A 14,071-nucleotide genomic window follows, 5' to 3' on the forward strand; every position below is an offset into this window, starting at 1 on the left:
GATGGGCGAGCGCGTCGAGTTTCGGCCGGAGAGCGCGTACCGCCCGGCCGCGTCCTCCTACACCCTGCTGCCGTTCCGGTTCGCGCGCATTCCGGGTGTCCCCGGGCGCGTTCTCGTCACCTCCGAGGTTGGGGAATGGCATTTTCTCGGCGGGACCGAGTTTCGCGCCTTCGTCGGCGGCGCTCTGGATCCAACGTCGGACACCTACGCGGACCTGCACGCCAAGCACTTCCTGGTCGAAGGCGACCCGACCACAGCGATCCGCTTGCTCGCCGCCAAGTATCGGACACGCAAGTCCTTCCTGCGGGACGGACCCGGGCTTCACGTCTTCGTCACGACCCTGCGCTGCGATCACTCCTGCACGTATTGCCAAGTGTCGCGCCGACCGATCAGCGAGAGCGGCTTTGACATGTCGGAGCGGACGGCGCTCGCGGCGATCGACCGGCTGTTCGAGAGCCCGTCGCCGACGCTGACGGTCGAGTTCCAAGGGGGGGAGCCGCTGGTCGGCTTCGACCGGCTGCGCCACGTGACCGAGGCCATCGTCGCGCGGAACCGGACCGAGGGACGGAACATCACGTTCTCGATGACCTCCACGCTGCACCTGGCGACGGACGAGATGCTGGCCTTCTTCCGCCAACACGGCTTCCAGCTCTCGACGTCTCTGGATGGTCCGGCGTGGTTGCACGACGCCAACCGGCCGATGCCGACCAGGGACTCGCACCGGCGCACGGTCGCGGCGATCGAGCGCGCCCGCGCCGTGCTCGGCCATGACAAGGTGACCGCGCTGACGACGCTGACGCGGCGGAGCCTTGATCACCCCGAAGCCATCGTCGACGAGTATGTGCGTTTGGGTTTCCGTTCGGTGTTCCTCCGGCCGCTCAGCCCGTTCGGATTCGCGGCCCGCGCGGCGCGGCGCATCGGCTATTCCGCGGAGGAGTTCCTGCGCTTCTATGAGCGCGCGCTCGGGCACATTCTGGACCTCAACCGGCAAGGCGTCGGGATCGACGAGGCCTACGCCGGCATTCTGCTGACTCACGTGCTGACGCCGTTCCCGACGGGCTACGCGGATTTGCGGTCGCCGACGGGCGCGGGTCTTGGTGCGGTCGTCTACAACTACGACGGCGCCGTGTACGCATCTGACGAGAGCCGCATGCTGGCCGAAGCCGGCGATCCGACGTTTCGGCTCGGCACCGTGCACGACCGCTGGGCCGACCTGATGCGCTCGCCGGCGATGGATCTTCTACTCGCGACGGGGATCGCCGAGGTGTTGCCGGGCTGTTCGGACTGCGCCTTCCTGCCGTACTGCGGCGCCGACCCCGTGTTCAATCTGGCGCGCGAGGGCGAGCCGGTCGGCCATCGCCCGACGAACGACCATTGCCGCAAGCACACCGGTCTGTTCCATCTGCTGTTCCGCCGGCTCGCCGAGGCGGATCCGCACGTCCTGCGCACGTTCCTGTCCTGGGTCACCCGGGGCGCCTCGGACGCCGCGCACGCCCGGGAGGCCGCGTGATGCTGCCTCTGCACACGCGGGCGACGGTCACCGGAGGCCTCGCGCGCCCGCTGCTCAAGGTTCTCGACCTTTCCGAAGCGCTTCGGGGCCGTTACCCGTTCGATCGGGTGGCGGTGCATCGTCCGCCCGACGGCCCGGACCTCGACGGAACCGCGCTCCGCGAACTGGGTTTTGCCGCTGTGCTGTGCCGCGGCGCCGAGGACCGGGTGGATGGTCTTCCGGCGGTTCATTCCCTCGGCAACCCCGACGTGGTCCGCCCCGGCGACGTCATCCGGGTCAGGCCCGACGCTGGGCAGGTCAGCGTCCTGTTCCGGCGCGGCGCCAACGCCAACTCCCTGTTCGTCACGGAGCGGTGCAACAGCCGCTGCCTTATGTGCAGCCAGCCGCCCCGGGACGAGGACGACTCCTGGCGGGTCGGCGAACTCTTCGAGTTGGTGTCGTTGCTCGACGCCGACCTCGACCAGTTGGGCGTCACCGGTGGCGAGCCGACGCTTCTCGGCCCCGGGCTGCCGGAATTGATCCGGCGCTGTCGGACCGCGCTGCCGATCACGACGCTGCACATCCTGACGAATGGGCGGGCCTTTGCCACGCCACGCGTGGCCGACGCCGTGCGTGACGGCGTGGGGCGGGTGGTGTGGGCCGTTCCCTTGTACGCGGACGTTCCGTTTCGCCACGATTTCGTCGTTCAGGTCGACGGGGCGTTCAATGAAACGGTGAACGGCATCCACAACTTGGCGGAGCGTGGGCACGCGATCGAGGTCCGTTTCGTCGTCCACGCCCAAACCCTGCCGCGGATGGAGCGCTTTGCGGAGTTTGTGTACCGGAACATGCCCTTCGTCTCCCACGTCGCCTTCATGGGCCTCGAACCGATGGGCTTCGCCAAGGTGAACCGCGACCGTCTTTGGGTCGATCCGCTCGACTACGGTCCCGCGCTGGCGCGCGCCGCGTCGTCCCTCCAGGGGCGGGGCATCGCGACGTCGATCTACAACGTGCCCCTTTGCGTGCTGCCGCGTCAGGCCTGGCCCTTGGCGCGGCAGAGCATCTCCGATTGGAAAAACGTCTACGACCCGGCATGCGGGGAGTGCGCCGTCCGGGCCCGATGCTGCGGGTTTTTCGCGTCCTACGGGGCCGCCTGGCGCAGCCGGGGCATTCAGGCAATCAGGATCGAGGAGGCCGCCCAATGACAAAAAGAAACTGGACCGACTACCTGACGCGGGTGTTGGGATGGGGCGGATCGGCCGCCGTGACGCTGTCGAGCGTGTGGTCTCCGGCGCAGGCGGCTTCGGGCGTCGCCGCCCCACCGGAGGTTGGCGCCTCGGCCATCCGGTTCCAGCCGCTGACCTTCTCCATGCCGAACCACGTCTCCGGGCCGGAAATCTACGTCCGACACCGCAGCCATTCGAGCCACCGCAGCCACAGCAGCCACCGATCGCATTACTCCGGAACCAGCAGCTACTACAGCGCCCCGTCCCCATCCTACGCGTCCCCCTCGACGCCGTCTCCGGCGCCCTCTTCCGTTCGTCCGTCCGCACCGGCGTCGACCGCGCCAAGTTCGTCCGCGTCCACCACGCGGACGCCCACCGAGCCGCGGGCGAGCCAACAGGACGCCACGATCATGACGATGCGGGTGCAGGTCGAACTGACGAGGCTCGGGTACTACAAGGGCAAGATCGACGGCAAAATGGGACCGGGGACCAAAGCCGCGCTGCGCGCTTTCCAGCGCGCCCAGGGACTTTCGGAAACGGGAGTCATGGACAACACGACGTTGGCGCGGCTGGGGGTCGCTTGATGATGGCCCTAACGGACGGCCTCCGCCGCCGAGCCGCCGCGGTCACCACCGTGTTGATCGCGTTTGCGCCACCATCGGCGCTGGCGGCGCAGGAGATCATCGGCGCGGCGACGGTCATCGACGGTGACACGCTGGAGGTCCGCGGGCAGCGCATCCGTCTTCACGGCGTCGACGCACCGGAAAGCAGCCAGACCTGCGACAAGCATGGGAAGCCCTACCGGTGCGGACAGCAGGCCGCCCTCGCGTTGGCCGACCTCATCGGGCGCCAGACCGTGCGCTGCCAGCCGCGGGATCAGGACCGCTATGGCCGTATTGTCGGCGTGTGCCGCATTGGGGACACCGACCTGAACGCTTGGCTGGTGCGCAACGGCCATGCGGTTGCCTACGGCCAGTACTCTCAGGATTACGTGGCGCCGGAGGCGGAGGCACGTGCTGAGCAGGCGGGCATTTGGGCTGGGACTTTCCAAATGCCGTGGGATTACCGGCGTGACAAGCGCGGGGGAGCGCCCCCTGCCGCGTCGGCGCTACAGGAACAGCCGCCAGCGCCTCAACCCGCTGTGCCGATTGGCGGAGAGTGCCTGATCAAGGGCAACATCAGCGCTTCAGGCGCTCGCATCTATCATGTGCCCGGTGCCGCCTTCTACGACCGCACACAGATTGACACCAGGAAAGGGGAACGGTGGTTTTGCTCCGAGGTGGAAGCCCAGAACGCTGGCTGGCGCCGGGCAAGCCGTTGATGGCCTAGGAACCGTTCCCCTTCCGATGGCCTAGGAACCGTTCCCCTTTGCGAGCCGTGGTCACGACGCGAGCACGACGGTTGCGATGCGCCGATGGCGTCATCGGGAGTTGGAGACCGAGGCGGGGTGACTCGCGGCGGCGGGACCAAGGGCGCCGGACGCCGTGCGGAGCAAAGCCGAAGGCACGCCGGCGCTTGTAGCGACGAGCGGGCGAAGGCCCGCCCTTCGGCACGGTCAGGATGGCTGCCGCGTTCAATCGGCCGCTGTAGGGCGTGGGGCCGGCGTTCCCTTGGTACGGAAACTGAGCGCCCGTCCGCCCTCTGAGCAGCGAATTGGGAGTTTTTCGACGCTTTCCAGGCCAGAGCCTCCAGCTTGCGACGTGTCGCGGAAGATGGTCAGAGGGCGGCGAGCTCTTGGTTGGCCTTTTCAACCTGAGCGCGGCCGGTGACTATGTCGACGATCCAGCAGATGCCGAGGACCAGAAAGAGTGGCGCGAATACGATGCTCACTGCGGTAATCGCCAGGTAACGGAGTCCTTGGGCGACCTTGCCGAGATAAAATTTGTGCGCTCCAAAGCCGCCGAGAAAAAGCCAAAGCAGAAGGTATGTGCCGAAGCTTTTGGCTGTATAAACAAGAGTTGCCATTATTTGCATCCTATGATGGCGCCAGATTTGGTTATGGTGCAGGAATTCCCCATGCTGTCGCGTGACGTGCAACCGCTGGAGTCGCACCAGGACTTGAGCGAATAGCTGTTGCCTTGGTTGTCATGCGATCGAATCTCCGTGCCGCCGCCGGGCAGCGCGCGGGTCTGTGTATCCAGTGTGTAGGTGTTGCCGGACGTGTCGTAGGAGCGGATGTGCGTGTCGCCGTTCGGCGCGGTGTAGGTGTCCGTGCATACCCGGTACGGATAATCGCCGACGCACTCAGCCTGTACGTTGGATGTCCACACCGCCATGGCCGCGGCGAGAAGAAGCGACCTCGCGTACACGCTCTGCCCTCCTGAATCGCGTCCGTCCAGTCTCGGGAAAGCAACCGCAGATGTGCAATAAAAATCTAAGCATACGCGGTTTGGTTTTCGGCGCCTTGCGTGGCCCCGATTGCGCGGTCAGCATTGCCAGACAGCGAATTGGGAGGTGTGGATGAGGGCGGCTTGGAAGCTGGTGATCGGCGTGGCATTGGCGGGTGGAGCAATATTTGGCTACAATGCCCTGACCCTCAACGCGCCGGTGCAGTCGAGGCTTGCCGGCGATGCGCGTAACCGGGGCGTCGAGGTGTGGACCTACCACCGCTACGGTCTGGTGCCGTCGCAGATTGTCTTTGATCTGCGCAATGTGTCCGACAACAACAGTCCCCTCGACGTGACCCGCACATTGCTGCAGGCCGCCAGTGCGCTCAAGGACCGCTCCTACGACACGGTGTATCTCGCTTGGCGCGGACAGGCACGATACGTGCTGGACGGTGGATATTTCCGCACGCTCGGCCGGGAGTTCGGCGATCAGAACCCAATTTACACGCTGCGCACCCTTCCGGAGAATGTTCGCCACCTGAATGGCTCTCAAGCATTCGGAACCTGGACCGGCGGATGGCTGGGCGTCACGAACGCCCAGATGTCCGATCTGCAAAGATTCCATGAAGGCTGGTTTCTCCGTGATCTGACAGGAGGCGTTCGATGAAGGCCTCGAAGAGGTTGGCCGGTCTCCCGAGCTTTGTAGGCGGGGAAAGCGACGCGCTCTTCCCACGAGCGCAGGCCCCTTCGGACGCCCGTTCAAACATAGAGGTGGCTGAGGTCCAAGGCGCCGTACCGGATCTTGGCCATCGCGGCGAAGAGCACCCGGACTGAGTACCCAGAGCCGTACAACTCGTCGGTTCCTTCCCGTTCCCAGCCGCCGAGCGCCTTCACGACCTCCCGGAGCACCTCAGCCTCGCGCAGGGCGTCGCGGAACGAGTGCCGAAAGGAATGGTGGGTGAGGGACGGATCGTCGAGGCCGCACTTGTCCAGAAAGCGTCCAAACCATTTGGAGAAGGGCTCGCTGTAGTAGCCGCCGCGCCCTCTGGGCAGATCGGGAAACAGCTTGATCGCCCCCGCGGCTCTCGTCGTGCGCACGAAGTCCCGAAAGCCAAGGCGGTCGAGTTCCGGATGAACCGGCACGAAGCGGTGCGCGGCGGCGGTCTTCAGATGCTTGTCGTTGAGCGGCCCCTCGGCGTGGATGTGCAGGCCGAGGATGCCATCGACCTCAACGACGTCGGTGGTGTCGAGCTGACACGCCTCGTTGAGCCGCAATCCGCCCCAGAGCGCAAGGAGCGGCACCCAGAAGCGGCCCCGTCGTTCGCGAAACGGACCGGGTTCCGCGTACCCGTCGCGATCATCCTTGCATCCGCAGTAGAGCGGCGCCCGGAAGATCGTGATGAGGTGATCGGTCGTGAACGGTTTGCGACGGCTCCGCCCGCTGCTCCCCGCCGACAGCTTCCGGGCCGGATTGCTGGCCATGTATTGCTCATCCGTCGCCCAGTTGAACAGGGCGGACAGGTTGTTCATGTAGGCGTTGACCGTCTTGGTGGCGAGACGCGGCAGGCCGTGGTCGCGCGCGACCCGCGCCGCATCCGTCATGCTGAGCCCTCGGGTTTCCGGCCTTTTGGTGTAGTTGGACGGCAGATCGCTGAGGATTCGCAGGACTTCCCGGCATGCGTCCCGTGAGATGCGGTCGACCGGACGCTGATCGCCAATGACCTCGCGCACGGCGCGCAACGGCATCTGGTAGGTCTTTGCCGTGGGGCCGGACCACTGCGGATGCGCGGCGATGTAGAGCTTGACGAGCTGATCGAGGGTCAGGACCTTGCGCAGCCCAGCGAGGAGGTGCTCCGCAGAGGGCGACGGGACGGTGACGCGTGGCGGCGCTTCGGCCGACGGCGCGGCGAGCGGGATGGACGTCGCCGGCGTCGCCGGTTTGGGGATCAAGGGATAGTTGGCAAGCGCGGTGCGCACCTCCTCGTTTTCGACGCCGCGGCTCCAATCGCCGACCGCGCGGCTCTGCACGATGCGGGCGCATTCGATCACGACCGTTTGCACCCTCCGCGCCAGTTCGGCGTATCCGTCGGTCGAACCGTCAACGGTACAGCCCAGCTCCCGAAGAAGCACGGTCGCGAGGTCGGCGGCGCTGGCGAGTCGACCCGCGCGCAGGTCCTGCTCGGCGCGCGCGATCGCCGCCGCGTGTCGGTCTTTGTCGTAGCTCCGGCGCAACCGTTGTGCCTCGGGGTCGGGATCGCGACGGATCATCGCGTCCAGCTCGAGGATCACATGGTAGGTTAGCGTCGTGATCCGGCCGATGTCCGCCCCGGTCAGGGCGTCGATCCGCAGCAGCGGCGCATCCGTCGCCTCGGCCGATGGGCTGGTGGCCGGCGGTGGCTCAGCAGGGAGCCCGCCGCCGCGCAGCGCCTGGTAGGCGTCGTCGAGGGCCCGCATCTCCTGGCGGAGAAGGCTCTTGGCGGTCGGGAGATCACGCGTGCGCAGGCTCTTGACGATCTCCTTTCGTCCGACGAGGTCGCGGAGATCCGCGGGGACGCGGAGGCGGAGGTAGTAGACGCCGCCCGTGCGGCGCTGCAGCCCGGTGTGCGCGGCCATGGCGGCTCCGTCGGCAGACCCCGACGGGGCGGTCCGGGGCCATCGCTGTGGAACAGGGTCGTGTACCACTGGAGGCTGCCTAAGCCGCTGACGACCTAAAGACGTTGGTACGCAACGGTCCGCGCGGCAAGTGGCGGATGGGGTGGGATTCGAACCCACGGTGGGGTTGCCCCCACGCCAGTTTTCAAGACTGGAGCCTTAAACCGCTCGGCCACCCATCCGGTACGGTGTCGCGGATATAGGAATGCGGGGCGCGGGTCAACAGGCGATGCGCGGTTCGGGTCAGGTTCGGATTGGGCGGCCCAGGTTGGACAGGCGCTTGGTGGGTTTCGGCAGGCTCGGCGCGTCGGAAAAGTCGGGCAGGCTGGGGGCTCGGTTGATCACTTTGCGAATCATCGCGGCGGTCGCTTCCAGATCCTCGACCACCGTGGTCGAGACCTTGCCAGCATACTGCGGGCGCTCCAGCTTGGCGCGCATCTCATCGACGATCTTCAGTTCGGGCTCGAACAGTTCGCGGGCGCCCATGGGCAGGGCCTGGTCGTCGCGCAGGTTGGCGAAGTAGTTTCGCGTGGAGCGCGCGAGGAGCCCCGTGAGCAGGAGGTCGATGCGCTCGAACTCCACCTGCAGATCCGTCAGTTTGGTGCCCCCGCCGCCCATCAACCGCTCCTCGGTCAGGGCGGCCAGGGCGCGGACCTCCTCGACCTTCTTGCGGAAGGTCAGAAACGACGAAAAGCGGTCTTCGGAGATGTCGCGCTGGGCGCGCTCGCCGAAGGCCACCGCGTCGGTGGCCTGGCGCTCGATCGCGGCCAGAAGCTCCTCGACTTCCTTGCGGCTGTAGTCGCGCCTCCACACCATCCCGACGCCGCTCCCGTCCCGCGCGGGCCACTGGCCCGCCGCGGTTCCCGTGTTGTTTCCGGGAATGCTAGAGGCAAAGGGTTAAAAAGCCCTCACGCGTCGTGCAGTTCCAGAATCACCGGCGTGTGGTCGGAAGCCTTCTCGGCGCCGCGCGGACGGCGGTCGATGGTGCAGCCCGCCAAAAGGTCGGCGGCTTGCGGGGACAGCAGGAAATGGTCGATGCGCAAACCGAGGTCGCGCGGCCAGCTGCCGGCCTGGTAGTCCCAGAAGGTGTAGGCGTGGTCGTCGTCGTGCAGCGCCCGGTAGGCCTCCGTCAGGCCCAGGTTCAGCAGGGCGCGGAACTTCGCCCGCGATTCCGGCTGGAACAGGGCGTCGCCGGCGAAGGCGTGCGGGTCGAACACGTCGCGCCCCTCCGGGATGATGTTGTAGTCGCCGCCCAGCACGAAGGGGATTTCCTGGGCCAGCAGGCCGCGCGCGTGGGCGATCAGCCGGTCCATCCAGCGGAGCTTGTAGGAGAACTTCTCCGTGCCGATCGGGTTGCCGTTGGGCAGGTAGAGCGAGGCGATCCGCACCCCGTTCACCGTGGCCTCGACATAGCGCGCCTGCTCGTCCTCCGGCTCGCCGGGCAAGCGGGACAGGACGTCCTCGTGCGGGGCCTTGGACAGGAAGGCCACGCCGTTGTAGGCCTTTTGCCCAACCGGCGTGACGTGGTAGCCGAGATCCTCGAACGCGTTGCGCGGGAAGGCCGCCGTCTCGCACTTGATTTCCTGCAGCAACGCGACGTCCGGGGACGCCGCGCGCAGCCAGTCGGTGATCAGCGGAAGGCGGGCCTTCGCCGAGTTGACGTTCCAGGTGGCGATTTTCACGATGAGTGCCGGCCGTTCTTAATGTCAGGCTGCGAAGGAGTTGCCGCAGCCGCAGGACGCGGTGGCGTTCGGGTTCTTGATCTGGAAGGCAGCGCCCATCAGGTCCTCGACATAGTCGAGCGTCGCACCGGCCAGCAGGTCGAGCGAGCAGTCGTCGGTCACGACCTTCACGCCGCCGTTTTCGAACACGTGGTCGTCCTCGTTCACCGTGTCGTCGAAGCCGAAGCCGTACTGGAAGCCGGAACAGCCGCCGCCCGACACGGTCAGGCGCAGCATCAGGGCCGGGTTGCCTTCATGCTCGATCAGGAAGGCGACGCGCTTGGCGGCGCTGTCGGAAACGTGCAGCACGCGCGTGCCCTCTTGGGCGACGGGAAGGGCGGTGTCGGGCATGGGACGGGTCCTTCGGATTGATCGCTGACGTGACGACACAAAGGGAAATGTAAGGCCATGCCGGCGGTTCGTCAAAGGCCAGCCGGATCGGGGTGCTTCGGATTGGCACATGGCTGACCCGCCGAGGGCGGCAGTCCGGACGATGGCTTAAGCCCCGGAGGATGACTTAAGCAATGTCTCCGCCTTCGCCGTTGCGCGGAGCGGGCCCCGCCGGTAGTGTCCGCGCCATGACGGCGGACAGCTTCCAGGATCGGCCGGCGCCCTACGGCTGCAACCCCGCGGAGACGCGCGGGCGGCTGGTGCGGGAACCGGAAAGCCCGACGCGCTCGTGCTTCCAGCGCGACCGCGACCGCATCGTCCATTCCGGCGCCTTCCGCAAGCTGAAGTACAAGACGCAGGTCTTCGTCTACCACGAGGGCGACTATTTCCGCACGCGGCTGACGCACAGCCTGGAGGTCGCGCAGATCGCCCGTTCGATCAGCCGCGCGCTGGGGCTGAACGAGGACTTGGCGGAAGCGGTGGCGCTCGCCCACGACCTGGGGCACACGCCCTTCGGCCACGCCGGCGAAGACGCGTTGAACGCCTGCATGGCCCCCTTTGGTGGCTTCGCCCACAATGACCAGACGCTGCGCATCCTGACGATGCTGGAGCGGCGCTACGCCGAGTTCGACGGGCTGAACCTGACCTGGGAGACGCTGGAGGGTGTGGTCAAGCACAACGGTCCGCTGCTGCCCCTGAAGGAGGGGGAGCAACTGCCGACCACGCTGCGCGCCTTCCAGGAGGTCTGGGACCTGGAACTGCACACCAACCCGGGGGCGGAGGCGCAGGTCGCCGCACTGGCCGACGACATCGCCTACAACAACCACGACATCGACGATGGCTTGCGCGCCGGGCTTTTCACCGTGGACGAGGTGGCGGAACTGCCGCTGGTCGGGCCGGTGGTGCGGCAGGTCTGCGACAAATACCCGAAGCTGGAGCGCTCCCGTCTGATCCACGAGACGATCCGGCGCATGATCAACAACATGGTCGTCGACCTGCTGGCGGAGACAAAGCGGCGCCTTGCCGAGGCCAAGCCGGGCAGCGCCGCGGAGGTTCGGGCGTTGCCGATGCCGGTGGTCAGCTTCTCCGACGCGATGTTCGAGGCGCAGCGACCCTTGCGCGCCTTCCTGAAACAGCGCATGTACCGCCATTACCGGGTGAACCGGGAAATGAGCAAGTGCAAGCGGGTCGTCGCCGCCCTGTTCGACCTGTTCCTGGCCGAGCCGAACACTCTTCCGACCCAATGGCAGGAGGAGGTGGCGGCGCTCGGCGGGGACACGGACAAGGTGGTGCTCGCCCGGCTGGTCGCCGACTACATCGCGGGGATGACCGACCGCTACGCGCTGGCCGAGTACGCCCGTCTGTTCGACATGGACGCCAAGACCTAACGTCAAGAATTGAAAAAATGAACATCTTCAAGGCCTTCGAAAACGACATTCGCAAGCTGCTGGAGGACCTCGCCGCCGAGGGCCGGATTCCGGCGGGGCTCGACACCAGCCGCCTGACGGTGGAACCGCCGCGCGAGGCGGCGCATGGCGACCTGTCCACGAACGCGGCGATGATCCTCGCCAAGCCGGCGGGCAAGCCGCCGCGCGCGCTGGCGGAGATGCTGGTCGAGAAGCTGAAGGCGCGCCCGGACGTGGCGAGCGTCGAGATCGCCGGCCCCGGCTTCGTGAACCTGCGCCTGTCCGCCGACGTCTGGCGCGACCGCATCCGCGACGTGCTGACCGCCGGCACGGCCTATGGCGACAGCAATCTCGGCGCCAAGGAGCCGGTGAACGTCGAGTATGTGTCGGCCAACCCGACCGGCCCGCTGCACGCGGCGCACGGCCGCGGCGCCGTGTTCGGCGACGCGCTGGCGGCGCTGCTGGAAAAGGCCGGCTACGCGGTCACCCGCGAGTACTACATCAACGACGCCGGCGCCCAGGTGGACGTGCTGGCCCGCTCCACCTTCCTGCGCTACCGCGAGGCGCTGGGCGAGGACATCGGGGAGATCCCGGCGGGCCTCTATCCCGGCGAATACCTGAAGGAGGTCGGGCAGGCGCTCGCCCAGCGGGATGGGAACAAGTGGGTCGGGACCGAAGAGGCCGAGTGGCTGCCGGCCTGCCGCGAGTTCGCCATCGCCATGATCATGGAGTGGATCAAGGAGGATCTCGGCGTGCTGGGCGTCCGCATGGACGTCTACAGGTCCGAACGCGCGCTGGTGAAGGCGGGCGCGGTGGACACGGCGCTGACGGCGCTGGAGGAGCGCGGGCTGATCTACGTCGGCGTGCTGGAGCCGCCCAAGGGCAAGAAGCCCGACGATTGGGAGCCTCGGCCGCAGACGCTGTTCAAGTCCACGGATTTCGGCGACGACGTCGACCGGCCGCTGAAGAAGTCGGACGGGTCCTTCACCTACTTCTCCAACGACATCGCCTACCACTTCGACAAGAGCCGCCGCGGCTTCAACACGCTGATCGACGTGTGGGGCGCCGACCATGGCGGCTACGTCAAGCGCATGCAGGCGGCGACCACGGCCATCACCGAGGGCAAGGCGGCGCTGGACGTGAAGCTGTGCCAGCTCGTCCACCTGATGAAGAACGGCGAGCCGGTGAAGATGTCCAAGCGCGCGGGCACCTTCGTGACGCTGCGCGACGTGATCGAGGAAGTGGGCAAGGACGTCGTCCGCTTTATCATGCTGACCCGCCGCAACGACCAGACGCTGGAGTTCGATTTCGCCAAGGTGGTGGAGCAGTCGAAGGACAATCCGGTCTTCTACGTGCAGTACGCGCACGCCCGCTGCCGCTCCGTCCTGCGTCACGCGGCCACGGCCATGCCGGGCGCCGACCTGTCGCTGGCGGCGCTGGCCGCGAAGTCGAACCTCGCACGGCTGGACAGCGAGGAGGAGATGGCGCTCGCCAAGCGCATGGCGACTTGGCCGCGCATGGTGGAGTCCGCCGCGGAGGCGCACGAGCCGCACCGCGTGGCCTTCTATCTCTACGACCTCGCCAGCGACTTCCACGCGCTGTGGAATAAGGGCCGCGACGACGCCAGCTTGCGCTTCCTGATCGACGGCGACGAGGAGGTGACGGTCGCCCGGCTGGCGCTGGTCAGCGCCGTCGCCACGGTGATCGCGTCCGGCCTTGCGGTCATGGGCGTGGAGCCGGTGGAGGAAATGCGCTCATGAAGTACGAGGGCGATGTCAACTACGCCAGCAACCCCTACGGCACCACGCCGAACCGGGGAGGCCGGCGCGGTCTGCTCGGCCTCGGGATGGCCGTGGTGGGCATCGTGGCCTTCGCCGGTGCGATCGTCGTGACCTACGGCAAGGGCGACCGCGCGTCCCCGGACGGCGGACCGCCGCTGCTGACCGCCGACGGCACGCCCACCAAGATGCGCCCGGAGCAGCCGGGCGGCATGGAGGTGCCGCACCAGGACAAGCTGGTGTACGAGCGGCTGAACGAGCACGGCGCGAAGCCGCAGGTCGAACGGCTGCTGCCTCCGCCGGAGGAACCTCTGCCGCGCCCGGTGGTGACCCCGCAGATGCCGGCACCCCCGGCCATGCCGGAGGTGCCGCCGGTGGCACAGCTTCCGCCGCCGCCGCCGGGTGCGACGACGACCGTGCCGCGCCTGCCGGACGGCCAGCCGGCCGCGGGTGCGGACGGGCAGGCGGTCGCGCCCCCGCCGGCCGTCGCGGCCGTGCCACCGGCCCCGGCGCCCGTGGCGAAGGCGGCTCCGGCCGCGAAGCCGGCCCCGTCGCCCGCGGCGCAACCGCAGCCCAACGCCCCGAAGGCGGCGCCCGCCGCCCCGGTGCAGACCGCGGCGCTGCCGACCCCGCCGAAGCCGACCGCTCCGGCCGCGCAAGCGCCGGCGCCGCAGGCCGCGAAGCCGGCTCCCTCCCCGGCGGCGGCTCCAGCAGCACCTCCGGCCCCGGCCAAGGCCGCCGGTGGTGGCGGTTGGCGCATCCAGCTCGCCTCCCTTCGCAGCGAGGCGGAGGCCACGGCGGAGTGGAAGCGCCTGTCCGGGCGCCATCCGGACGCGCTGGGCGGCCTGTCCATGCAGGTCGTCAAGGCCGACCTGGGCGAGAAGGGCGTCTACTACCGTGTGCAGGGCGTCGGATTGAACGAGGATCGGGCCAAGGCGGCCTGCGCCCAGCTGAAGGCGCAAAGTGTGGGGTGCGTGGTTGTCCGTCCATAAGCCGTCTAAAGCTGCCGCAACGCCGGTTTCGAAAACGGCGGCTCCGAAGGCCCATCGCCCCCGCGCGGTCGTCTTTGGCGCCGCCGGCAC

At 67.7% G+C, this 14,071-nt stretch carries 14 protein-coding genes and 1 tRNA gene; 8 read left to right on the plus strand and 7 right to left on the minus strand.

Annotation, left to right across the window (positions count from 1 at the left end):
* Nucleotide 1: 1 nt before the first annotated feature.
* Genes hxsB through M2351_RS38585 form a run of 4 tightly spaced genes read left to right on the plus strand, consistent with a single transcriptional unit; the run spans nucleotide 2 to nucleotide 4,036 of the window.
* Nucleotides 2-1,510: a His-Xaa-Ser system radical SAM maturase HxsB gene (gene hxsB / locus M2351_RS38570; protein ID WP_264661262.1), complete on the plus strand. Its 1,509-nt coding sequence runs from the start codon at nucleotides 2-4 to the stop codon at nucleotides 1,508-1,510.
* The gene (gene hxsC, locus M2351_RS38575; protein WP_264661263.1) at nucleotides 1,510-2,694 is read left to right on the plus strand and encodes a His-Xaa-Ser system radical SAM maturase HxsC; all 1,185 of its coding nucleotides are present in this window, start codon (nucleotides 1,510-1,512) and stop codon (nucleotides 2,692-2,694) included. The genes hxsB and hxsC overlap by 1 nt, the downstream gene beginning before the upstream one ends.
* Entirely contained in the window at nucleotides 2,691-3,299 is a 609-nt protein-coding gene (hxsA, locus tag M2351_RS38580) for a His-Xaa-Ser repeat protein HxsA (protein ID WP_264661264.1), read from the plus strand. Before hxsC ends, hxsA begins: the two co-directional genes overlap by 4 nt.
* The gene (locus M2351_RS38585) at nucleotides 3,299-4,036 is read left to right on the plus strand and encodes a thermonuclease family protein (RefSeq protein WP_264661265.1); all 738 of its coding nucleotides are present in this window, start codon (nucleotides 3,299-3,301) and stop codon (nucleotides 4,034-4,036) included. The genes hxsA and M2351_RS38585 overlap by 1 nt, the downstream gene beginning before the upstream one ends.
* Nucleotides 4,037-4,431: 395 nt before the next feature.
* Here M2351_RS38585 and M2351_RS38590 read toward each other — a convergent pair whose 3' ends face one another.
* Both M2351_RS38590 and M2351_RS38595 read right to left on the minus strand, forming a co-directional pair.
* Nucleotides 4,432-4,680: an NINE protein gene (locus tag M2351_RS38590; RefSeq protein ID WP_264661266.1), complete on the minus strand. Its 249-nt coding sequence runs from the start codon at nucleotides 4,678-4,680 to the stop codon at nucleotides 4,432-4,434.
* The gene (locus M2351_RS38595) at nucleotides 4,680-5,024 is read right to left on the minus strand and encodes a hypothetical protein (protein WP_264661267.1); all 345 of its coding nucleotides are present in this window, start codon (nucleotides 5,022-5,024) and stop codon (nucleotides 4,680-4,682) included. The genes M2351_RS38590 and M2351_RS38595 overlap by 1 nt, the downstream gene beginning before the upstream one ends.
* Nucleotides 5,025-5,175: 151 nt before the next feature.
* On the opposite strand from M2351_RS38595, the gene M2351_RS38600 reads away from it, so the two are divergent.
* A complete protein-coding gene (locus tag M2351_RS38600; RefSeq protein WP_264661268.1) occupies nucleotides 5,176-5,709 on the plus strand; it encodes a hypothetical protein in 534 nt (177 codons plus the stop codon).
* A 92-nt stretch (nucleotides 5,710-5,801) separates the two neighbouring features.
* Here the strand turns inward: M2351_RS38600 and M2351_RS38605 are convergent, their stop codons facing one another.
* The 5 genes from M2351_RS38605 to erpA all read right to left on the minus strand — a co-directional run bounded on the left by M2351_RS38605 (nucleotide 5,802) and on the right by erpA (nucleotide 9,766).
* A complete protein-coding gene (locus tag M2351_RS38605; protein ID WP_264661269.1) occupies nucleotides 5,802-7,655 on the minus strand; it encodes a site-specific integrase in 1,854 nt (617 codons plus the stop codon).
* A 131-nt stretch (nucleotides 7,656-7,786) separates the two neighbouring features.
* A tRNA-Ser gene (locus M2351_RS38610) sits at nucleotides 7,787-7,876 on the minus strand.
* A gap of 61 nt (nucleotides 7,877-7,937) precedes the next feature.
* Complete coding sequence (locus tag M2351_RS38615) at nucleotides 7,938-8,510, minus strand: hypothetical protein (RefSeq protein ID WP_264661270.1); 573 nt, start codon at nucleotides 8,508-8,510, stop codon at nucleotides 7,938-7,940.
* Nucleotides 8,511-8,602: 92 nt separating this feature from the next.
* Nucleotides 8,603-9,376 carry an exodeoxyribonuclease III gene (locus tag M2351_RS38620; RefSeq protein ID WP_264661271.1) on the minus strand — a complete coding sequence of 258 codons (774 nt, stop codon included), beginning with the start codon at nucleotides 9,374-9,376 and terminating at the stop codon, nucleotides 8,603-8,605.
* Between the two features lie 24 nt (nucleotides 9,377-9,400).
* Nucleotides 9,401-9,766, minus strand: a complete 366-nt coding sequence (gene erpA / locus M2351_RS38625) for an iron-sulfur cluster insertion protein ErpA (RefSeq protein ID WP_209763307.1) — start codon at nucleotides 9,764-9,766, stop codon at nucleotides 9,401-9,403.
* Nucleotides 9,767-9,993: 227 nt separating this feature from the next.
* On the opposite strand from erpA, the gene M2351_RS38630 reads away from it, so the two are divergent.
* Genes M2351_RS38630 through M2351_RS38640 form a run of 3 tightly spaced genes read left to right on the plus strand, consistent with a single transcriptional unit; the run spans nucleotide 9,994 to nucleotide 13,981 of the window.
* Nucleotides 9,994-11,193, plus strand: a complete 1,200-nt coding sequence (locus M2351_RS38630; protein ID WP_264661272.1) for a deoxyguanosinetriphosphate triphosphohydrolase — start codon at nucleotides 9,994-9,996, stop codon at nucleotides 11,191-11,193.
* 17 nt (nucleotides 11,194-11,210) lie between these two features.
* Complete coding sequence (gene argS, locus M2351_RS38635; RefSeq protein WP_264661273.1) at nucleotides 11,211-12,971, plus strand: arginine--tRNA ligase; 1,761 nt, start codon at nucleotides 11,211-11,213, stop codon at nucleotides 12,969-12,971.
* Entirely contained in the window at nucleotides 12,968-13,981 is a 1,014-nt protein-coding gene (locus M2351_RS38640; RefSeq protein WP_264661274.1) for an SPOR domain-containing protein, read from the plus strand. Before argS ends, M2351_RS38640 begins: the two co-directional genes overlap by 4 nt.
* Nucleotides 13,982-14,071 lie beyond the last annotated feature (90 nt).

It is taken from the genome of Azospirillum canadense, from assembly GCF_025961225.1.
In the GTDB taxonomy this organism is placed as follows: domain Bacteria; phylum Pseudomonadota; class Alphaproteobacteria; order Azospirillales; family Azospirillaceae; genus Azospirillum; species Azospirillum canadense.

What these genes read in the sequence shown, in the direction of transcription:
- erpA (WP_209763307.1), bottom strand. Translation starts at nt 9,766, where the DNA reads ATGCCCGACACCGCCCTTCCCGTCGCCCAAGAGGGCACGCGCGTGCTG.
- hxsC (WP_264661263.1), top strand. Translation starts at nt 1,510, where the DNA reads ATGCTGCCTCTGCACACGCGGGCGACGGTCACCGGAGGCCTCGCGCGC.
- M2351_RS38590 (WP_264661266.1), bottom strand. Translation starts at nt 4,680, where the DNA reads ATGGCAACTCTTGTTTATACAGCCAAAAGCTTCGGCACATACCTTCTG.
- argS (WP_264661273.1), top strand. Translation starts at nt 11,211, where the DNA reads ATGAACATCTTCAAGGCCTTCGAAAACGACATTCGCAAGCTGCTGGAG.
- M2351_RS38615 (WP_264661270.1), bottom strand. Translation starts at nt 8,510, where the DNA reads ATGGTGTGGAGGCGCGACTACAGCCGCAAGGAAGTCGAGGAGCTTCTG.
- hxsA (WP_264661264.1), top strand. Translation starts at nt 2,691, where the DNA reads ATGACAAAAAGAAACTGGACCGACTACCTGACGCGGGTGTTGGGATGG.
- M2351_RS38605 (WP_264661269.1), bottom strand. Translation starts at nt 7,655, where the DNA reads ATGGCCGCGCACACCGGGCTGCAGCGCCGCACGGGCGGCGTCTACTAC.
- M2351_RS38630 (WP_264661272.1), top strand. Translation starts at nt 9,994, where the DNA reads ATGACGGCGGACAGCTTCCAGGATCGGCCGGCGCCCTACGGCTGCAAC.
- M2351_RS38585 (WP_264661265.1), top strand. Translation starts at nt 3,299, where the DNA reads ATGATGGCCCTAACGGACGGCCTCCGCCGCCGAGCCGCCGCGGTCACC.
- hxsB (WP_264661262.1), top strand. Translation starts at nt 2, where the DNA reads ATGGGCGAGCGCGTCGAGTTTCGGCCGGAGAGCGCGTACCGCCCGGCC.
- M2351_RS38640 (WP_264661274.1), top strand. Translation starts at nt 12,968, where the DNA reads ATGAAGTACGAGGGCGATGTCAACTACGCCAGCAACCCCTACGGCACC.
- M2351_RS38600 (WP_264661268.1), top strand. Translation starts at nt 5,176, where the DNA reads ATGAGGGCGGCTTGGAAGCTGGTGATCGGCGTGGCATTGGCGGGTGGA.